The sequence below is a fragment of the Rhodococcus sp. NPDC056960 genome, from assembly GCF_042674125.1.
GTDB lineage: Bacteria > Actinomycetota > Actinomycetes > Mycobacteriales > Mycobacteriaceae > Rhodococcus_F.
In genome coordinates, this window is the sequence record NZ_JBHURF010000025.1 from 23,949 (window position 1) to 42,866 (window position 18,918).

The 18,918-nt window shown below is 67.8% G+C and carries 18 protein-coding genes; 14 read left to right on the forward strand and 4 right to left on the reverse strand.

Translation table 11 applies throughout. The features are described from left to right. Positions 1–7: 7 nt before the first annotated feature. Positions 8–1,561 carry an AMP-binding protein gene (locus tag ACFTWF_RS32995; RefSeq protein ID WP_378465293.1) on the reverse strand — a complete coding sequence of 518 codons (1,554 nt, stop codon included), beginning with the start codon at positions 1,559–1,561 and terminating at the stop codon, positions 8–10. A 195-nt stretch (positions 1,562–1,756) separates the two neighbouring features. On the opposite strand from ACFTWF_RS32995, the gene ACFTWF_RS33000 reads away from it, so the two are divergent. From ACFTWF_RS33000 to ACFTWF_RS33055, 12 genes are all read left to right on the forward strand, one after another. Continuing rightward, entirely contained in the window at positions 1,757–2,950 is a 1,194-nt protein-coding gene (locus tag ACFTWF_RS33000) for a lipid-transfer protein (RefSeq protein ID WP_378465294.1), read from the forward strand. Continuing rightward, positions 2,947–3,411 (forward strand): MaoC family dehydratase N-terminal domain-containing protein, encoded by a 465-nt coding sequence (locus tag ACFTWF_RS33005; RefSeq protein WP_378465295.1) that lies wholly within the window; start codon positions 2,947–2,949, stop codon positions 3,409–3,411. Before ACFTWF_RS33000 ends, ACFTWF_RS33005 begins: the two co-directional genes overlap by 4 nt. Next, positions 3,408–3,818, forward strand: coding sequence for a MaoC/PaaZ C-terminal domain-containing protein (locus ACFTWF_RS33010; protein ID WP_378465296.1), 411 nt, complete (start codon positions 3,408–3,410; stop codon positions 3,816–3,818). Before ACFTWF_RS33005 ends, ACFTWF_RS33010 begins: the two co-directional genes overlap by 4 nt. 41 nt (positions 3,819–3,859) lie before the next feature. Beyond that, positions 3,860–4,687, forward strand: coding sequence for an SDR family NAD(P)-dependent oxidoreductase (locus ACFTWF_RS33015; RefSeq protein ID WP_378465297.1), 828 nt, complete (start codon positions 3,860–3,862; stop codon positions 4,685–4,687). 10 nt (positions 4,688–4,697) lie between these two features. Further along, positions 4,698–5,852 (forward strand): acyl-CoA dehydrogenase family protein, encoded by a 1,155-nt coding sequence (locus ACFTWF_RS33020; protein ID WP_378465298.1) that lies wholly within the window; start codon positions 4,698–4,700, stop codon positions 5,850–5,852. Between the two features lie 32 nt (positions 5,853–5,884). Further along, positions 5,885–7,405, forward strand: a complete 1,521-nt coding sequence (locus ACFTWF_RS33025; RefSeq protein ID WP_378465299.1) for a long-chain-fatty-acid--CoA ligase — start codon at positions 5,885–5,887, stop codon at positions 7,403–7,405. A gap of 119 nt (positions 7,406–7,524) precedes the next feature. Then, the gene (locus ACFTWF_RS33030; RefSeq protein WP_378465300.1) at positions 7,525–8,439 is read left to right on the forward strand and encodes an exodeoxyribonuclease III; all 915 of its coding nucleotides are present in this window, start codon (positions 7,525–7,527) and stop codon (positions 8,437–8,439) included. Between the two features lie 167 nt (positions 8,440–8,606). Continuing rightward, complete coding sequence (locus tag ACFTWF_RS33035) at positions 8,607–9,422, forward strand: IclR family transcriptional regulator (RefSeq protein WP_378465301.1); 816 nt, start codon at positions 8,607–8,609, stop codon at positions 9,420–9,422. Positions 9,423–9,469: 47 nt separating this feature from the next. Further along, the gene (locus ACFTWF_RS33040; protein WP_378465302.1) at positions 9,470–10,264 is read left to right on the forward strand and encodes a 2-keto-4-pentenoate hydratase; all 795 of its coding nucleotides are present in this window, start codon (positions 9,470–9,472) and stop codon (positions 10,262–10,264) included. Next, positions 10,264–11,055 (forward strand): 2-keto-4-pentenoate hydratase, encoded by a 792-nt coding sequence (locus ACFTWF_RS33045; RefSeq protein ID WP_378465303.1) that lies wholly within the window; start codon positions 10,264–10,266, stop codon positions 11,053–11,055. Before ACFTWF_RS33040 ends, ACFTWF_RS33045 begins: the two co-directional genes overlap by 1 nt. Continuing rightward, the gene (locus tag ACFTWF_RS33050) at positions 11,055–11,288 is read left to right on the forward strand and encodes a 4-oxalocrotonate tautomerase family protein (RefSeq protein WP_378465304.1); all 234 of its coding nucleotides are present in this window, start codon (positions 11,055–11,057) and stop codon (positions 11,286–11,288) included. Before ACFTWF_RS33045 ends, ACFTWF_RS33050 begins: the two co-directional genes overlap by 1 nt. A gap of 89 nt (positions 11,289–11,377) precedes the next feature. Further along, entirely contained in the window at positions 11,378–12,646 is a 1,269-nt protein-coding gene (locus ACFTWF_RS33055) for an acyl-CoA dehydrogenase family protein (protein ID WP_378465305.1), read from the forward strand. Positions 12,647–12,658: 12 nt separating this feature from the next. Here the strand turns inward: ACFTWF_RS33055 and ACFTWF_RS33060 are convergent, their stop codons facing one another. Beyond that, on the reverse strand, positions 12,659–13,672 hold the full coding sequence (locus ACFTWF_RS33060; protein ID WP_378465306.1) for an AraC family transcriptional regulator: 1,014 nt from the start codon (positions 13,670–13,672) through the stop codon (positions 12,659–12,661). Between the two features lie 124 nt (positions 13,673–13,796). Here ACFTWF_RS33060 and ACFTWF_RS33065 point away from each other — a divergent pair, with 124 nt between their 5' ends. Continuing rightward, on the forward strand, positions 13,797–15,011 hold the full coding sequence (locus ACFTWF_RS33065; protein WP_378465307.1) for a cytochrome P450: 1,215 nt from the start codon (positions 13,797–13,799) through the stop codon (positions 15,009–15,011). A gap of 3 nt (positions 15,012–15,014) precedes the next feature. Further along, entirely contained in the window at positions 15,015–16,043 is a 1,029-nt protein-coding gene (locus ACFTWF_RS33070; protein WP_378465308.1) for an NADH:ubiquinone reductase (Na(+)-transporting) subunit F, read from the forward strand. 121 nt (positions 16,044–16,164) lie between these two features. Here the strand turns inward: ACFTWF_RS33070 and ACFTWF_RS33075 are convergent, their stop codons facing one another. Together ACFTWF_RS33075 and ACFTWF_RS33080 are read right to left on the reverse strand one after the other, a co-directional pair. Continuing rightward, positions 16,165–17,574: a DUF222 domain-containing protein gene (locus ACFTWF_RS33075; RefSeq protein ID WP_378465309.1), complete on the reverse strand. Its 1,410-nt coding sequence runs from the start codon at positions 17,572–17,574 to the stop codon at positions 16,165–16,167. 245 nt (positions 17,575–17,819) lie between these two features. Next, positions 17,820–18,827: a helix-turn-helix domain-containing protein gene (locus ACFTWF_RS33080; protein ID WP_378465310.1), complete on the reverse strand. Its 1,008-nt coding sequence runs from the start codon at positions 18,825–18,827 to the stop codon at positions 17,820–17,822. Positions 18,828–18,918 lie beyond the last annotated feature (91 nt).

Here is an 18,918-nt window from a genome sequence, read left to right on the forward strand (position 1 = left end):
CGGGAGGTCAGTTGACCTGACGCGCTTGCCCGTCCCAGTAGGGGGCGCGCAATTTGAACTTCTGCAACTTGCCGGTGGCGGTGCGGGCCAACTCCGGGCGGAACTCGACCGACGTCGGCGCCTTGAAGCCGGCCAGGTGCTGTTTGCACCAGCCGATCAGGTCCGCCTCGGTGGCGCTGTCGGGTTCGACGTCCGGGTGCAGCACGACCAGGGCCTTGATCGTCTCGCCCCACTTCTCGCTGGGCACCGCGATCACAGCCACCTCGGCGACGGCCGGGTGGGAGAACAGGCAGTCCTCGACCTCGATCGAGGAAACGTTCTCGCCGCCGGTGATGATCACATCCTTCTTTCGGTCGGCGATGGTCAGGTAGCCGTCATCGCCGACGACCCCACCGTCGCCGGTGTGGAACCAGCCACCGACCAGCGCCTTCTCGGTTTCCTCGGGTTTGCCCCAGTAGCCGTCCATCACGACGTTGGACCGGGCCAGCACCTCGCCGGCGCCGTCCTCGGTGTCCTCGATCGTCAGCCGAACGCCGAGTGCCGGGGTGCCGGCCCGGGTCAGTTTCGCCGCCCGGGCTTCGGGGTCGAGGTCGTCCCACTCCGCCCGGGTGCGGTTGACGGTCAGCAGTGGGGACGTTTCGGTGAGACCGTAGATCTGGATGAATTCCCAGCCGAGTTCCTCCTCGACGCGGGCGACGATCTTCGTCGGGGGTGGCGCCCCGGCCATGATGATGCGCACCCGGTCCCGGCCGGGGATGTCGCCCTCCCAGGTCTGCGCGGCGTCGAGGACCGCGGCCGCGACCGCCGGGGCGGCGCACATCAATGTGACCCCGTGATCACGGACCCGCCGCAGGATCTCCGCGCCGTCGATCTTGCGCAGGACGACGTGCTGGGCGCCGACGCCGGTCATCGCGAACGGCTGGCCCCACCCGTTGCAATGGAACATCGGCAGCGTGTGCAGGTACACGTCCCGGTCACTGATGGTGGCGTGCAGACCGAAGGTGACCGCGTTGACCCAGATGTTGCGGTGGGTGATCTCCACACCCTTCGGACGGGCGGTGGTCCCGGAGGTGTAATTGAGGGTGGCGGTGGCGGATTCGTCCGGCTCCCACTGCCGCGGCTCCGCGTCGGGGGCGGCGTAGAGATCCGTGTCCGAGCCCAGGACGAACTTGTGCTCGCACTCGACCTCGTTCAGGGCGTCCGCGAGTTCGGGGTCGACGTAGAGGACGCGGGCGCCGGAGTCCTCGATGATGTAGCGGACCTCGGCGGGGCTCAGCCGGAAGTTGATCGGGACCAGTACCCGGCCCCAGCCACTGACCCCGTAGAAGGAGGTCAGCAGCCGGCTCGAGTTGTGGCTGACGATCGCGACCCTCTCGCCGACTCCGATGCCGAGTTCGTCGAGTTCGGCGGCCTGCCGGCGGGCGAGGTCGGCGATCTCGGCGTAGGTCAGCGAGCCCTGGCTCGGTGCGGGCTGATCGGGTTCGTCGATCACACCGATCCGGTCGCCGTACACAGTGGCGGCGCGGTCGAGGAAATCGGTGACGCTGAACGGGACAAACACGACTTTCTCCTACGGATTCCATACGTCGACAAGGGGCACGATCCGAAACCATCTCTGACGGTACGGTCTCCGCCCGCGGGGCGGGGCCGGTCGGACTGAAAAGCAGCATGCAAGGCAGAGGTCGAAGCAACCCCTTCCCAAAGAAGTGAATACTGGTTAAGGTGTCTCACATCACTTCACTTCGAGAGGACGGCAATGACCACCGATGTCCATGTAGCCGGCGTGGGAATGGTTCCCTTCACCAAGCCGGGTAAAAGCGCCAGTTATTACGAGATGGGCGAGTCGGCTGCCCGAGCGGCCCTCACCGACGCGGGCGTCGACTACGCCACCGTGCAGCAGGCCTTCGTCGGCTATGTGTACGGCGATTCAACCTCGGGTCAGGCGGCGCTCTACGGCTTGGAACAGACCGGAATCCCGATCGTGAACGTCAACAACAACTGCTCGACGGGGTCCTCGGCGCTGTGGCTCGCCCGCCAGGCCGTGGCGAGCGGAACCGTCGACTGCGCGCTCGCCCTCGGCTTCGAACAGATGGTGCCGGGCGCCCTGGGCTCGGTGTTCTCCGATCGCCCGGGACCGATGGTGCGCCTCGAGGCGGCCCGCGACGAACTGCAGGGCGTCGACCCGCAGTCGCCGATGGCCGCGCAGTTCTTCGGCGGCGGCGGTCAGGCGTACGTGGACGAGTTCGGCATCGACCCCGCGATCTTCGCGGAGATCTCGGTGAAGGCACGCAAGCACGCCGCGAACAACCCCAACGCGGTGTTCCGCGACCTCGTCACCGTCGAGGAGGTCCTTGCATCCCCGAAGATCTACGGGCCACTGACCCGGTTGCAGTGCTGCCCGCCCACGTGCGGTGCGGCCGCGGCGGTGGTGTGCAGCCCCGAGTTCGCCCGCAAGCACGGCCTCGCCGCGGACGTCGTGATCCGTGCGCAGAGCCTGACCACCGACACCTCCAGCACGTTCGAGTCGAAGGACATGCGCAAGGTCATCGGTTACGACATGGCCGTCGCGGCGGCGAACAACGTGTACGAGGCGGCCGGCATCGGCCCGGAGGACATCCGCGTCGTCGAACTGCACGACTGCTTCACGACCAACGAGTTCCTCACCTACGAGTCCCTCGGACTGACCCCGGCCGGCACGGCGGAGAAGTTCATCCGCGACGGCGACAACACGTACGGCGGCCGGGTGGTCACCAACCCCTCGGGCGGACTGCTGTCCAAAGGGCATCCGCTCGGAGCGACGGGACTCGCCCAGTGCGCGGAACTGGTGTGGCAGCTGCGTGGCCGGGCCGGAGCGCGGCAGGTCGAGGGCGCCGAGGTCGCGTTGCAGCACAACCTGGGCCTCGGCGGGGCCTGCGTGGTCACCATGTACCAGAAGGTGGACGTCCGATGAGTCTGGACCGTTCCGTCATCGGGCGCGAGTTCGCCCCGGTGTCGCTGCTGGTCACCCGCAGCCGGCTGCAGAACTTCGCGAAGGCCACCGGCCAGGCGGACCCGGTGTACCTCGACGCCGACGCCGCGAAGCAGGCCGGTCACCGCGACCTGCCGGTGCCACCGACGTTCGTGTTCGGCATAGAACTCGAGGCGCCGAACCCGTTCGCGTTCCTCGAGGACCTGGGTGTGGACCTGCGCACCGTCCTGCACGGTGAGCAGCAGTTCGACTACCACCAGATAGCCTATGCCGGTGACGAACTGACGGCGTCGAGCCGGATCACCGACATCTACGAGAAGAAGGGCGGGCTTCTCGAATTCATCGTCAAGGAAACCACCGTCACCAACCAGGACGGCGCCCGCGTCGCCGTGATGCGCAGCGCCACGGTCGTGCAGAACCGGCCCGGAAAGGACGCGTCATGACCACCTTCGCACCCGCGGTCGGCACCGAGGCGGCGCCGCTGCGCATCGACCCGATCTCGCGCACCACGCTCGCCCTGTTCGCCGGCGCCTCGGGGGATCACAACCCGATCCACATCGACCTCGACGTGGCCCGCAGCGCCGGGCTCGACGACGTCTTCTCGCACGGCATGCTGTCGATGGCCTACCTCGGCCGGCTGCTCACCGATCTCGTTCCGCAGCAGCAACTTCGCTCCTACCAGGTACGGTTCGCCGCCATCACCCCCGTGCACGGACAGCCCACGTGCACCGCCACCGTCGCCGCGATCGACGACGTCGGCGGCGAACGCCGCGCCACCCTCGATCTGAAGGTCGCGCTCCCCGACGGCACCGTCACCCTTCTCGGCGCCGCCGTCGTCGCGCTCGACTGACCACCGAAACCATCACTGTCGAAAAGGAATACCGAATCATCATGGGAAAGCTCGAAGGCAAGACCGCAATCGTCAGCGGATCCGGACGCGGCATCGGACGCTCCATCGCTCTCACCCTCGCGCGTGAAGGCGCCAACGTCGTCGTCAACGACCTCGACACCGCGCCCGCACAGGCCGTCGTCGACGAGATCACCGCTGCGGGTGGCAACGCCGCCATCTGCGCGGGCAACGTCACCGCCCCCGACTTCGGGGAGCGCTTCGTCGGCACCGCCACCGGAGAATTCGGCGGACTCGACATCGTCATCAACAACGCCGGCTACACCTGGGACACGGTCATCCAGAAGATGGGCGACGACCAGTGGGACGCCATCCTCGACGTCCACCTCAAGGCGCCGTTCCGGATTCTGCGGGCCGCACAACCGGTGATCAGCAAGGCGGCCAAGGCGGAGATGGAAGCCGGTACCCCGGTGCACCGCAAGGTCGTCAACATCTCCTCCATCGCCGGTCTCTACGGCAACGCCGGTCAGGTCAACTACTCGTCGGCCAAGTCCGGCATCATCGGCATGACCCGCACCCTGGCCAAGGAGTGGGGCCGGTACAACGTAAACGTCAACGCGGTCGCGTTCGGATTCATCGAGACCCGGCTCACCGAGGTCGCCGCCGACGGTGACGCGACCATCGACATCGAGGGCCGGGAGATCAAGGTGGGCGTGAACCCGCATCTGCTCACCGCGATGAAGGCGATGATTCCGCTCGGCCGCCCGGGTACCCCCGACGAGGCCGCCGGTTCCGTCGTGATGCTGACCTACCCCGAAGCCGATTACGTCAGCGGCCAGATCATGGTCACCGGCGGCGGATACGAAGGATAGGACGACACGAATGCCCTCCACCACCTATACCTCGTCCTGGCGCGACGACGAAACCACCGCACTGGGCGAACTCGCCGGCAAGTTCTTCGCCCGAGAACTCACGCCGCACCGCGAGAAATGGGAACAGCAGCACTACGTCGACCGGGACGTGTGGACCAAGGCGGGTGACGTCGGGCTGCTGTGCTGCTCGATCCCGGAGGAATACGGCGGTGGCGGAGGGACCTTCGCGCACGACCTCGCCGTCGTCGAAGCGCAGGCCCGTGCCCTCGACACCGGTTTCGGCATCACCGTGCACAGCGGGATCGTCGCGCATTACCTCTTGGCCTACGGCACCGCGGAGCAACGCCGCCGCTGGCTCCCGGGCATGGCGACCGGGCGCACGATCGCCGCGGTGGCCATGACCGAGCCCGGTGCCGGCTCGGACCTGAAGAACATCAAGACCACCGCCGTCCGCGACGGCGACAACTATGTGATCAACGGCGCGAAGACGTTCATCTCCAACGGATCCCAGGCGGACCTGATCGTGGTGGTCGCCAAGACCGATCCCGCCGCTGGTGCGAAGGGGGTCTCGCTGATCGTGGTCGAGACCGCCGACTGCCCCGGCTTCGCCCGGGGACGGATTCTCGACAAGGTCGGTCAGCACGGCGCGGACACGTCCGAGCTGTCGTTCGACGACGTCCAGGTGCCCGTCGCGAATGTGCTCGGCGGCGAGGAGGGGCGCGGGTTCGGCCAGTTGATGACCCAGCTGGCGCAGGAGCGGCTGCTCATCGGTGTCACCGCGGTCGCGACGATGGAGGCCGCCGTCGCGGAGACCGTGTCCTACACCAAGTCCCGGGGCGCGTTCGGTCAGACGATCTTCGACTTCCAGAACACCAAGTTCGTTCTCGCGGAATGCGAGACGGTGGCACACGCGTCCCGGGTGTTCATCGACTCGTGCATCGAGCGGCATCTGGCCGGCAACCTCGACACCACGACCGCGGCGATGGCGAAGTGGTGGCTGACCGAACAGCAGTGCCAGGTGATCGACCGTTGCGTGCAGCTCTTCGGCGGCTACGGGTACATGCGCGAATACCCCATCGCCCGCATGTACGCCGACGCCCGCGTGCAGAAGATCTACGGTGGATCCAACGAAATCATGAAAGACCTCATCGCCCGGGCGCTCTGACGTTCCCCCGTCGCTCACCGAAGGACTTCACCATGTATCTCACCCAATCGCTGCACCGCAACGCCCAGCAGCGCCCCGACGAGGTGGCCACCGTCTGCGGAACCCGCACCGCGACCCACACTCAGACCCTCGACCGGGTGAGCCGGCTGGCCGGCGCCCTGCGCGAGAACGGTGTCGACACCGACGACCGGGTCGCGATCCTGGCACTGAACTCCGACCGCTACCTCGAGACCATCCTCGCGACGGCGTGGGCCGACGCGGTGACCGTGCCCGTCAACACGCGGTGGAGCGTCAAGGAGATCGCGTACTCACTCGACGAGTCGGGTGTGCGGCACCTTCTCCTCGACGACGCGTTCGCACCTCTCGCCGGTGACCTGCGCGAAGCGTGTCCCGGACTGGGGGTGATCGTGCACTGCGGCGACGGCGACACCCCGGCCGGGATGCTGTCGTACGAGGCGTTGATAGCCGGCACCGCGGGCATTCCGGACGCGCACCGCCGCGGCGACGCCCTCGCCGGCATCTTCTACACCGGCGGAACGACGGGCTTCCCGAAGGGCGTCATGCTCAGCCACCGGAACCTGCTGACGTCGGCCACCGCGTGTGCGGCGACCGGCACCTGGACCGCGGAGGGCCGAGTCCTCCACGCCGCCCCCATGTTCCACCTCGCCGACCTCGCCTCGATGATCGCGCACCTGTTGCTCGGCGGCACCCACGTGATCATCCCGTCCTTCGAGCCGATCGCCGCCCTCACCGCGATCGTCGAACACCGGGTCACGGACAGCCTGCTGGTCCCGACGATGATTCAGATGCTCGCCGACCACCCGCGGCGTGCCGACTTCGACACCTCGAGCCTGCAGAACATTCTGTACGGCGCCTCACCGATCTCCGAGGCGCTCCTGGCCCGGGCCCGCACCGCCTTCCCGTCCGCGTCGTTCGTGCAGGCCTACGGCATGACCGAACTCTCGCCCGTGGCAACACTTCTCCAGGACCGCGATCACGATCACCCGGTTCGCCGCCGCTCAGCGGGACGGGCGGCACCGCATGCACTGGTCCAGATCGTCGACCTCGACGGAAACGAGGTTCCCCGCGGGACGGTCGGTGAGATCGTCGTCAGCGGCGACCACGTCATGCTCGGCTACTGGAACAAGCCCGCCGAGACCGCGGAGGCATTGCGCGGCGGATGGATGCACACCGGCGACGGCGGCTACATGGATCGCGACGGCTACGTCTTCGTCGCGGACCGCATCAAGGACATGATCATCTCCGGCGGCGAGAACGTGTATTCCATCGAGGTCGAGAACGTCGTCGCGAAACATCCGGCCGTGACCCAGTGCGCCGTGATCGCGGTACCCGACGACCAGTGGGGCGAACGGGTGCACGCCGTCGTCAGCCTGGTCCCCGGCGCCACGCTGACCCTCGAGGAACTGCGCGAGCACAGCAAGAAGGAGATCGCCGGGTACAAGGTGCCGCGCAGCCTTGCCATCGTCGACTCGTTCCCGACGTCCGCCGCCGGCAAGATCCTCAAACGGGAACTCCGCCGGCAGTTTGCGTGAACACACCCACCCCGACGAACCTCCGAGGAGACCTGGGGACGCGTCGGATGTGCGCCTGACGCATTGAGGGAAGCGGGTGTGCATGCCGGGCGTCGGGTGGGATCCCTACACTGTGACGGGTGCGGATTGCGACCTTCAACGTCAATGGGATCCGCGCGGCGCAGCGGCGTGGGATCGAGGAGTGGCTGGGACACCGCGAACCCGACGTGGTCGCGCTGCAGGAGGTGCGGGCTCGTGCCGCCGCGATCCCACCCGGCGTGTTCGGCGACTATCACCTCGCATACGACGAGGGGGACGTCGCGGGCCGCAACGGTGTCGCGCTCCTCACTCGGCACGCGCCCGTCGCGGTTCGGACGTGGAGCGGTACCGCACTGCTGCGGGAGCCGGGTGAATTACACACCGAAAGAATCGAACTTGATCCGCAGCCGTTGGCGCGGGGACTGGGAGAGTTCGCGAACCAGGGCCGCTACGTCGAGGTCGATCTCGCCGACGCACCCATCACCATCGCGTCCATGTACCTGCCGAAAGGCGGGCTTCCGGCGCACCTGCAGAAGCCCGGGCGCATGCGGGAGGCGCCCGACGGCGGCGCCCGCTACGACCGCAAGATGCGTTTCCTGTCCGCGTTCGCGCGACAGCTGACCCGCTCGCGCCGCACGGCACGCGCTCAGGGCAGGGAACTCCTGCTGATGGGCGACCTCAACATCGCGCACACCCGTCACGACGTCCGGAACTGGCGGCGCAGCAATCAGGTCGAGGGTTACCTGCCGGAGGAGCGTGAGTGGTTCGACTCCATTCTGTCGCCGCGCACCCTCGTCGACGTCGTCCGGCAACACCATCCGGGCATCGACGGCCCGTACTCGTGGTGGTCGTGGCTGGGGCAGTCGTTCGCGAACGACACCGGGTGGCGCATCGACTACCACCTCGCGACGCCCCACCTGGCCCGGACGGCGATCACCGCCGGCACCGACCGCGAGCAGGCGGCCGACCTCCGGATGAGCGACCACGCCCCGGTCGTCGTCGACTACGACTTCTGATCGCGGAGCCTCTTCGCCCTGTCGCGGTGGTGCGCGTGCAGTCATCCATTCATGCGCTGGTGGTCATGGTCCGGCGGCCTCGTCCTTCCTAGTGTTTCAGATCACAGACGCTCGACGAGGTGCGCACGCGCGCTTCCCGTGAGCCGTGGGATGGAAGGACGGACACCGTGGCGACACTGCAGACGGTCCAGAAGATCGGGCCGGTGTTGGACCTGTTCACCGCAGCGCAACCGGAATGGGGGGTCTCCGAGGTCGCGGCTGCCATCGATGTTCCCCGATCGAGTGCGCACGCGCTGCTGTCGAGTCTGGTCGACACCGGACTGCTGCAGTGCCGCACCCGGGGCCGCTATCGGATCGGCTGGCGGGTCATCGAACTCGGCGAGACCCTACGAGGCACCGTCGACGTGCGGTCCTGCGCGGCGCCGATCATCGAAAGCCTGGTCGAGCGGTTCGGCGAGACCAGCCACCTCGCGGTGATGGAGCGGTGGCATGTGCTGTACGTCGACAAGGTGGTCGGCACGCACAACATCACCGTGCAGGGTGCGCGCGTCGGCGCCCGCCTCGAAGCGCACTGCACAGCGGTGGGCAAAGTTCTGCTGGCGAGCCTCGAGGAGAACGAACTGCGTCGCTACCTGGCCGGTCGCCAGTTGCGCAGACACACGCCGTCCACGATCACCAATGCGGGGGCGTTGATCGACGCGGTGTCGGTGGCACGGTCGTCCGGGCACGCCTACGACCTCGGTGAAGCGGTGTCGGAGGTCCACTGCGTGGCCGCGCCGGTCCGGGACGACATGGGTTCGGTGGTGGCCGCGGTGAGCATGAGTGTCCCGGTCAGCCGTTTCGTGCCCCGGCGCGCCGAGTTCACCCGCGCCGTCATGGCGGCGGCCCGCGACGTCTCCCACGCGGTCGCGAACACCAACCATGCCGTGCCGACCACGACCCGGGACGTTTCCGAACCGGGCCGCCGCGCGCTGGCCTCCTGACCGTCCCGACCTGTACAACAGACCGTCCGATCCGAAACAGAGGTGCCATGGATACCGACGCACGCAAGGCCGCCGACCGGTTACTGGAGGTGTACCGGACGGGCGAGCCGATCGACCCGCTCACGCCGGAACAACCTGACGCGTCGATCGAACTCGCCTACCGCATCCAGCAACTGCAGGTCGAGGCGTGGACCCTGGGCGGCGACATCGTCAAGGGCCACAAGGTGGGCCTCGCGTCGCGGGCCATCCAACGGCAGTTGGGCGTGAACCAACCCGACTTCGGGCACCTCACCGCGAGCATGTTCCACCTCGAGCACCAGCCCATCCCCTCGGACCGGTTCCTGCAACCGCGGATCGAACCTGAGGTGGCGTTCGTGCTCGGCAGGCCGCTGTCCGGACCTGGGGTCACCGTGGCCGAGGCGGTTCGCGCCGTCGACTTCGTGCTGCCCGCGCTCGAGATCGTCGACTCCCGGATCCGGGACTGGAGGATCGGCATCTTCGACACCATCGCCGACAACGCGTCGTCGGGCGGAGTGATCCTGGGCAGCCGCCCGGTCGCGCTGAACGAGGTGGACCTGCGGCTCGCGGGTTGCACACTGCACATCGGTGGGGAACTCGTGGCCACCGGCGCGGGTGGCGCCGTCCTCGGTTCGCCGCTCAACGCACTGGTGTGGCTGGCGAACACCGTGGGACCGATGGGCGTGACGCTCGAACCCGGCCATGTGGTGCTCCCCGGCTCGATGACCAAGGCATTTTCGGTGAACCCGGGCGATTCGATCGTCGCGCAGATCAGCGGGCTCGGCAGTGTGACGGCCGTGCTCGGTATGAAGGAGGAACAGTGATGGGCACCGACACGTGGAGCGCGGCCCTCGTCGCCGAGCGGCTGTTGCGGGCGGAGGACTCGGCCACGGCCCAGACGTCGATCACGGCGGAATGGGACGGCCTCGACCTCGCGACGGCGTACGCCGCCCAGGACCTCGCCCTCGGGATCCGGGTGGCGCGCGGCGAGAAGGTCACCGGAGTAAAACTCGGGGTCACGTCGAAGGCGAAGCAACGGCAGGTGGGCGTGGACTCCCCGTCTACCGCGTGGCTGACCGACCGGATGATCCTCCCCATCGGTGAGGCGGTGCCCCGGGACCGGTTGATCCACGCGCGGGCCGAACCGGAGATCGCGTTCGTCATGGGACGCCGCCTCGCGGGTCCGGGAGTGAGCGCGGCGACCGCGCTGGCCGCCGTGGACCACGTCGTCGGCGCGATCGAGATCATCGACAGCCGGTTCTCGGGCTACCAGTTCTCGATGATGGACGCCGTCGCCGACAACAACTCGTCCGGCCGCTACGTCACCGGGCCGATCACCCGGCGGCCCGAGGACCTCGACCTCGCGCTGGAGGCCTGCCTGCTCGAGGTGGACGGCGAAATCGTCGATTCCGCGACCGGCGCTGCGGTACACGGACATCCCGCCGAAGCACTGGCATTCGCCGCCAACACGCTCGCCGAACGCGGGCACGCGATCGAGGCCGGCTGGGTGGTGCTCACGGGCGGGATGACCGACGCGGTGCCGGTGGATCCGGGTGCCCGGATCGCGGCCCACTTCACGAACCTGGGCACGATCACCCTGGCGGGAGGTCACTGATGCCGATCATCGAGGTCACCCTCGCCGAGGGGCGCACTCCCGACGAATTGCGCCGGCTCATCTCCGAACTCACCCACGCCGCCCACCGTGCGGTGGGAACACCCGTGGCGAACGTGCGGGTGATCCTGCGGGAGACACCGAAGACGCACTTCGCGGCCGGCGACGTCACGCTCGCCGAGCGGGAGGCGGCGAATATCCGGGTATCCGGAACGTCTGCCGACGTCGGCACCTGACGAGTCGGGCATTGCGATCAGGAGGCGAGACGAGGGCACGACCCGCGCTACACAGGGAAGGTATCCACCTCATCGCCCCAGGAGATCCGATGACCCCGCACAGTCCCGTCACCCTCGTCGCGGAGCCGGCGCATTCGTCGCAGACCCCCGACCGGATGGCAGACGAGTTGTATCACGACCTGTTGTCACCGAACGAGGTTCGTGCGCTCCGAAGGCGCGTACGCGAGTTCGCCACCCGCGCCGTCGCGCCCGTGGCGCACCGTATCGCCGGGGGTGACGAGCGGCTCGACGGCTTCCCACGGGACGCGTTCGAGGCCATGTCTGCGGAGGGGCTGTTCCGGATCCCGTTCCGCCCCGACGTCGGCGGGGTGGGCCTGACCCACCCCGCCACGGCCACCGCGGTGGCCGTGGAAGAACTGGCGTACTACTCGAACAGCGTCGCCGCCATCTACGACGTGCACTGCATCCTGGCCGGCACCGCGCTCGACCAGGGCACCGACGAGCAACGGCGGTGCTGGCTGCGGCCGATCGTCGCCGGCGAGATGGTGGGCGCCTTCGCGACCAGCGAACCGGGCGCCTCGAGCGACCTGTCTCCCGACGCCGTGTCCACCGAGGCCGTCCCGGACGGTGACGGCTGGATGCTGCGCGGCCGGAAGCGGTGGATCACCAATTCCGTCGTCGCCGGTGTCGTGGTGGTACTCGCCCGCACCGGGGACAGCCTCACGACCTTCATCGTGCCCACCAATGCGGCAGGAGTCACGATCGGCACCCCCGATCGCAAACTCGGCAACCGCGGGCAGATCACCGCTGACGTTCACCTCGACGACGTCCGACTCGGACCGGAGTCGGTGCTCGGGCGGGTCGGGGGCGGCCTGCGCATCGCATTGCAGACCCTCACGTACGGCCGGATCGGGATCGGTGCCGCTGGGGTCGGCATGGCGCAGGCCGCATTCGATCGGACTGTGGCCCATCTGAAGTCGCGGCACGCGTTCGGCGGTTCGCTGGCCTCGAAGCAGCACTGGCAGTTCGTGATGGCCGACTACGCGGCCGACCTGGAGGCGGCCCGCAGCCTCTACCTCAAGGCGGCGCTACGCCTCGATGCCGGCGAGCGATTCCCGGAACCCGAGGCGGCGATGGCGAAACTGCGAGGTACCGATCTGGCGGCGCGGATCGCGCGAGATGCCGTGCAGGCCTTCGGCGGAATGGGATTCGTCCGGTCGCTCGGCGCCGACGACACGGAGGGTCCGGTGGAGGCCATCTACCGCGACAGCAAGATCGGCGAGATCTACGAAGGGGCCAACGAGATCCAGCGGTGGGTGCTGGCGCGTCAGATCTTCGGACGCGAGCACACCGGGTAGCCCGAACAAAACCTAACGGTCTGTACTCGGATCGGCATGCTGCTCACGGAAATGCGCGGGGCTGGCGCCGAACCGCTTGCGGAACGCGCGGCTGAAATGTGAGACGTCGCGGAAACCGACGCGATCGCTGATCTCCGCGACGGTCGAGTCGGTGTCCAGGAGTTGCCCCCGCGCGCGATCGAGGCGCACTTGGTACAGCCACGTGCGGGGAGTGGTGCCGGCGAGGCTGAACAGTTTGTGGATGTAGCGCACCGACATTCCCAGTTCGACACCGATCTCCGCCGTCGAGTGATCGGAGTCGTGCAGGTACCGCGCCATCGTCTGCTGCACCGTCCGCAGGTCGTCGGTGTGGATCCGCTTCGTCGCGGTCAGGGGTGGCGCCTGCTCCGTGAGGGCGGACGTGAGCAGATCGACGGCGGACGCGGCGACCGATGCCGACGACCCCACCGACAACCGGGCGTCGGTGGTCGCGATGTCGACGAGAAAGCGTGACACGAGACCGCTCATCCCGTACTGCCCGGAAATGCCCAGGCCGGTGACCTCGTCCATGGCCTCGACGGACAGCCGGGAGATCAGCAGTTGACGGGGCGCGCGCAGCACGACCTGCTCGAATTCGGTTGTTCCGTCCACGACGAACGGGACCGCAGAGTCGAGGATGCCGAATGCCCCCTCCTCGAGGACTGCGGTCCGCGAATGCTGCTGCAGCGTTGCCGTTCCCCGCGTGATCAGGCACAGCAGGTAGTCGTCGTTGGGGTCCGACCGGATCATCTCCGGCGTGCGTACCACCGTGTGCGGATCGGCGTGCACCACACTCACGGTCAGCTCCCCGAATGGCCGCACCGTCAATTCCGCGGCGAATCGCGCGTGCCGGTCGGGCCAGTCGACGTCCATTTCGCAGTATGTGGTTTCGAGGGTGTCCGCCCAGCGAATGCGGCTTTCGGTCGACTCCAGCTCGCGGGTGTTCAGCACCATCGCAGTGGCGTTCTCGGTGCAGGCGGAGTCATCCTTCTGTGCACTCTCGGTCATGTTCGATCACACCTCCGCCTCCTAGTGTTCCAGATCACAGGCACTCCCGGCGTGGACGAGCCCCGAAAGGCTCCCCTCCGCGCCCACTTCGAATCTCGCGCATCACCTCAGAGGAGACAACGCCATGACCACCAGCACCACGTGGATCGAATCGATCACCATGGAGGAACTCGACCGCGATCCGAACCCGATCTACGACCGGCTCCGGCGTGAATCACCGGTTGCGTTCGTTCCCGCCGTCGGGATGCACGTGGTGGCCTCACGCGACCTCTGCCTGCAGATCGCGCAGGACTCCGACACGTGGTCCACGGTGATCGCACCCTCGGGTGGACGAACCTTCGGTGAAGGTACCGTACTCGCCTCCAATGGTGAACAGCACAGGAAGATTCGCGAATGGATCGACCCGCAGTTGCGTCCCAGCGCGGTGGACTCCTACGTCGAGGCGCTGGTCCGGCTGCAGGCGCGCAAGCTACTCGAGGAGATCGAGCAGCTGGGTGCCGTCGACATCCAGGAGGCCTACTTCGCACCGATCAGCGTGCGGTCGGTCGGTGACCTGATGGGACTCACCGAGATTGCTTCGGAGACGCTGGTGCGCTGGTTCCAGACGCTGGCGCAGTCGTACGGGAACGCGGAAGTCGACGAGGACGGGCACTTTGCCAACCCCGCTCCGTTCGAGGCCGGTGACCGGGTCAAGGCCGAGATCGTCGCCGCCGTCGACCCGATGCTCGACCACTGGTCCGACCATCCCGACCACACCCTGATCTCGCACTGGTTGCACGACGGGATGCCCGACGGAACGGTCCGCGACCGGTCCGAGATCTACCCGAACATCTACGTGTTCCTGCTCGGCGCCCTCCAGGAGCCCGGGCACGTCATGACGACCACGCTGGCCGGACTCTTCGAGCACCCCGACCAGCTCGAACGCGTCGTCGACGACCCCTCACTCATTCCGCGTGCCGTCAACGAGGGCGCGCGCTGGGTGGCCCCGATCTGGAGTGCCGCGGTGAAGGTCGCCAACCACGAGGTCACGGTCGGCGGTGTCGACCTGCCCGCGGGAACACCGGTGATGCTCGCATACGGCTCGGCCAACCGCGACGAGTCCGTCTGGGAGAACGCGGAGGCCTACGAGGTCGACCGGCCGATCATGCCGCACCTGGCATTCGGTGCGGGAAACCATGCGTGCGCCGGAACATATCTCGGGACCGCGATCGTGCGGATCGCTCTCGAGGAACTGTTCGAGACGATCCCGAACATCGAACCCGATCCCGACCGCGCCCCGCAGTTCTGGGGATGGACGTTCCGCGGGCCGCAGGGCCTGCACGTCACCTGGGAGGTGTGACCGATGGACCGCATGGTCACCGTGTCCGGGCACGACGGGGCGTTCCCCGTCGCTGCCGGCACCTCGGTTCTGGAAGCCGCGCTGCGCGCGAATCGCTGGCTCCCGCATGCCTGTTCGCAAGGGACGTGCGGTACGTGCAAGATCCGGGTTCTCTGCGGTGCGGTCGACCACGGCGCCGCCGACGAGGCCGTCCTCACCGCCGACGAGCGTTCGTCCGGGCTCGCACTGGCCTGCCAGTCGCAACCCCACGGAGACCTGACCATCGCCCCCGTGAACGACGCCGGCCCGAGCCGGCCGATGCACGCCCTCCGCGACTACGCGGGCACCGTGCGGGAACTGTCGGACATCGCCCGCCAGACTCGCAGGCTCGTCGTCGAACTGGACGAGCCGATGGAATTCGACGCCGGCCAATATGCGGAGCTGATGGTGCCGGAATCCGGCGTCGCGCGGCAGTATTCGATGGCGAATCCGCCGTCCGAGGGGCGGATGCTCGAGTTCCACGTCCGGAACACGGAGGGCGGCCTTGCCACCGAAGGCTGGATCTTCGACACACTCGGTGTGGGTGATCGAATCGATCTGCGTGGACCGCTCGGCCAATTCGGTGTCACCGAACCCCGGGAGGAGCCGGCCATCCTGATCGGCGGAGGAACCGGGCTCGCCCCACTCAAATCCATTGTCCGGCATGCGCTGGACGGTAACCTGCTCCCGGAAATTCACCTTTACCACGGCGGTCGCCGAGAAGCGGATCTCTACGACGTCGAGCACTTCCGCGCGGTCGCGGCGGCCGATTCCCGCTTCCACTATCACCCGGTCCTCAGCGAGGAGTCCTGGGACGGAGCGACGGGAATGGTGACCGATGCCGTGCTGAACGACTTCGCGAGTTGCCGCGGCCACAGCGCGTACCTGTGCGGACCGCCGGCGATGGTCGTCGCCGCCGTCAAGGCGCTCAAACGCCGACGCATGTCGCCGCAGCTGATCTTCAAGGAGGAGTTCACCGTCAGCGCGCCGCGCCCGGCGGCCGAGGCCGTGTGAACCCGCAGTCCCTACGCCATCGGCCAGATAGTGTTCGGGTGTCACGGGCATGGGTCGTCAGTGTCCTCGATGTCCTGAACTCAGACAGGCTGGGCAAACTACTGCCGCCGCGCATGCTCGATCAACTCACCGGGGTGATGTCGGTGGTTGATGCGCGGTCTTCGGGTCGGGTCGGGTCGATGTGCGGTGGCGGAATCCATTCGGTCCGGCCCGGGTATCTGGAATGTTCTGGCGCGGACCTCGTCGACCACCCGGCCGGGCCGTCGTTGACCTGGGCATGGCAGGCGTCGCACACGAGGGCCAGACTGTCGATGTCGGTGTGCCCACCCTTGTGCCAGTCCGTGACATGATGCACCGCACACAGACTCGCCGGTGCCGCGCACCCGGGCCGGGTGCAGCCCGCATCTGCCGCGATCAGGGCGAGGCGCTGATCGGCGCCGGCCAGACGGCGCCGCCGCCCCAGATGCAGCGGGCGACCCGCATGGTCGAACAGTGCGAGCACCGGATGCGCGTCCTCGGCCAGGGCCAGGGCGTCCTCGATCGGGAGTAATCCGCCGGTCGCCGTCGTGGCGAGACCGCCGATCGCTCGTTCCAATTGTTCGAGCGTCATCGTGACGATCACCGTGGTCGGCAGTCCCCGGTGCCGGCCCAGCACCCCCGACTCGAGCAGCACGCGGAACATCGCGCTGAACGCGTCGTGGTGACGTTGCGCCGCGGTGCGGGTGTCGCGGGCGGCGGCCGCCGCCAACATCTCGCGATCGATCGACGGGTCCTCGGCGTCACCGGTGGGCGACTCGGGATCGTCCGGATTGTTCATTCCCGGCCGGGCCCATTTGGCGAGAATCGGATCGAGCAGCGCCCGCGCGACGGGGTCGAGTTCACCGGAGATTTTCGACATCAGTTCGGTGTCTTGCCGCCCGATCGAGATACCCCGCCGGCGTTTCCGGTCGCGGTCGTCACCGAGGTTCCCGTCCGGGTTCAGATAGGCCAGTAGCCGGTGCCCGGCCTGCTCGACGTCCTCCGGGGTGCCCTCCCGGGCGAGATGGGCCAGCACCGCCTCCGCGTCGGCGAGCGCCTCGTTGCCGACGGCGTGGGGAATCTTGCGCATCACCTTCGTGATCGCGCGCACGTGGCCGACACCGATGCCGCCGTCATGCTGTGCCGCAGCGGTTTCCGGCAGTGCCGGCGGCATCGGGTCGCCGGACAGGGTGTGCCACACCCCCAGCTCGCGGGCCGCGGCGACACGGGCGGACGCGTCCGCCGCCGAGATCCGGAGCACGTCGATCAGCATCTTCTTCGGTGAGTTGTAACCCAGACTCGCCGGGACCGAGCGTTCCACACTCTCCACGATCAGCCGGTGCGACAGCGCATCCGCTCGACGGAGCGACTGTTCCACCCCGCGCATCATGTCGACGACCTCACCGTCCGACAATTCCGTCAACCCGGCATCGAGGAGTCCATCGACCGCGGCAGCGAGCATCGACAGATGCTGCGCCACCCGGCTTTTCACCGACCCCCCAGTCGAACTCATGCGCGAATTCTACCGCGGGGGTCCGACACGTTTTGGAGGCGAACTCCCGCAGTTCGAACGCAACCTCGTCGCCCTCGGCACCGTGACGATCGTCGTCTCGGTGGGGCACCCGCAGACCTGCGGTTCAACGAACGTGCCCGTCAGCACGGGGTTGGCCGCGACAGGGCGGCGGGTCCTCCACGAGACGCGGATTCGGGAGGCGGCGAATGAGTTCGGTGAGCGCCCCCTGCCCTGAACGTTCCTCACTACACGCCTTTCGGTGCGTGGGCCTTCCGGTACTGCCCGGGGCTCGCACCGAAGGTGCCGCGGAACAATCGGCTGAAATGGGACACGTCGCGGAAGCCTGCGCAGTCGCTGACGTCCGCGACGGACAGTTCGGTGGTGAGCAGGTACTTCCGTGCACGTTCGAGGCGGGCCTGGTACAACCAGGCCCGCGTCGTGGTGTCTGCGGCACTGAACAGTTTGTGCACGGTGCGCAGCGACATTCCCGCCGCTGCCGCGATGTCGGACAGTGTGAGTTCCGCGTCGTGGAGATTCTGTTCGATCACCCGCTGTACTCGCGCGAGGTCTTCCGTGCGGTGGAGGTGGGCGGGGTTGGTGGCGAGTGGGCCCTCGGTGAGAGCCGTCGCCAGCATGTCGACGGTGGAGGATGCGAACGAGACCGCGGCTCCCTCCGACATCGGCGCCTCCAGGCTCGCGATGTCGACGAGTAAGCGACCGACCAGTCCGCCCGGACCGGTGGCGCCGGAGATCGATCGAGCTGTGCCGTGCTCGACGAGGCGGCCGGGCAGACGCGCGGTGAGCACGCTCCGGGGCGAGCGCACGACGATCTGCCGGAACGGGGCCGGTGAGTGAAACACGAAGGGCGCGGAGCAGTCGAGGAGCGTGAAGGAACCCCGCTCCACCGTCGTTGTCCGGCCGGACTGCCGGACCTCCACGCATCCGTCCGTGACGAGACAGACCAAATATCCTTCCCCCGAATCGGACTGGATCATCGAGGGTGAGCGGACGACGGTGTGGGCATCGGCCCGGATCGTGCTGACGTGCAGATCCCCGAACGGCCGTCCGCCCCATTCCGCGTCGAAATGCCGCCGCGGCTCCGGCCACGCGACGTCGGTCTCGCAGTAGAGCTGCTCCAGGGTGCTTGCCCACTGGACGCGACCCTCACCGGTACCCAGCTCCCGTGTACTCAGGGAGACGATCGCGGGCGCGTCGGTGCACGCGGAGTCATACGATCGTTCGCGCTCAGCCATGGTCCACCACACCTTCGCCTAATAGTGTTCCAGATCACAGGAACGTGGCGTTCGGGTCAATATACCCCACCCCGGCGAGGACCACACCGAC

What these genes read in the sequence shown, in the direction of transcription:
- ACFTWF_RS33000 (WP_378465294.1), top strand. Translation starts at nt 1,757, where the DNA reads ATGACCACCGATGTCCATGTAGCCGGCGTGGGAATGGTTCCCTTCACC.
- ACFTWF_RS33005 (WP_378465295.1), top strand. Translation starts at nt 2,947, where the DNA reads ATGAGTCTGGACCGTTCCGTCATCGGGCGCGAGTTCGCCCCGGTGTCG.
- ACFTWF_RS33010 (WP_378465296.1), top strand. Translation starts at nt 3,408, where the DNA reads ATGACCACCTTCGCACCCGCGGTCGGCACCGAGGCGGCGCCGCTGCGC.
- ACFTWF_RS33015 (WP_378465297.1), top strand. Translation starts at nt 3,860, where the DNA reads ATGGGAAAGCTCGAAGGCAAGACCGCAATCGTCAGCGGATCCGGACGC.
- ACFTWF_RS33020 (WP_378465298.1), top strand. Translation starts at nt 4,698, where the DNA reads ATGCCCTCCACCACCTATACCTCGTCCTGGCGCGACGACGAAACCACC.
- ACFTWF_RS33025 (WP_378465299.1), top strand. Translation starts at nt 5,885, where the DNA reads ATGTATCTCACCCAATCGCTGCACCGCAACGCCCAGCAGCGCCCCGAC.
- ACFTWF_RS33040 (WP_378465302.1), top strand. Translation starts at nt 9,470, where the DNA reads ATGGATACCGACGCACGCAAGGCCGCCGACCGGTTACTGGAGGTGTAC.
- ACFTWF_RS33045 (WP_378465303.1), top strand. Translation starts at nt 10,264, where the DNA reads ATGGGCACCGACACGTGGAGCGCGGCCCTCGTCGCCGAGCGGCTGTTG.
- ACFTWF_RS33050 (WP_378465304.1), top strand. Translation starts at nt 11,055, where the DNA reads ATGCCGATCATCGAGGTCACCCTCGCCGAGGGGCGCACTCCCGACGAA.
- ACFTWF_RS33055 (WP_378465305.1), top strand. Translation starts at nt 11,378, where the DNA reads ATGACCCCGCACAGTCCCGTCACCCTCGTCGCGGAGCCGGCGCATTCG.
- ACFTWF_RS33060 (WP_378465306.1), bottom strand. Translation starts at nt 13,672, where the DNA reads ATGACCGAGAGTGCACAGAAGGATGACTCCGCCTGCACCGAGAACGCC.
- ACFTWF_RS33065 (WP_378465307.1), top strand. Translation starts at nt 13,797, where the DNA reads ATGACCACCAGCACCACGTGGATCGAATCGATCACCATGGAGGAACTC.
- ACFTWF_RS33070 (WP_378465308.1), top strand. Translation starts at nt 15,015, where the DNA reads ATGGACCGCATGGTCACCGTGTCCGGGCACGACGGGGCGTTCCCCGTC.
- ACFTWF_RS33075 (WP_378465309.1), bottom strand. Translation starts at nt 17,574, where the DNA reads ATGAGTTCGACTGGGGGGTCGGTGAAAAGCCGGGTGGCGCAGCATCTG.
- ACFTWF_RS33080 (WP_378465310.1), bottom strand. Translation starts at nt 18,827, where the DNA reads ATGGCTGAGCGCGAACGATCGTATGACTCCGCGTGCACCGACGCGCCC.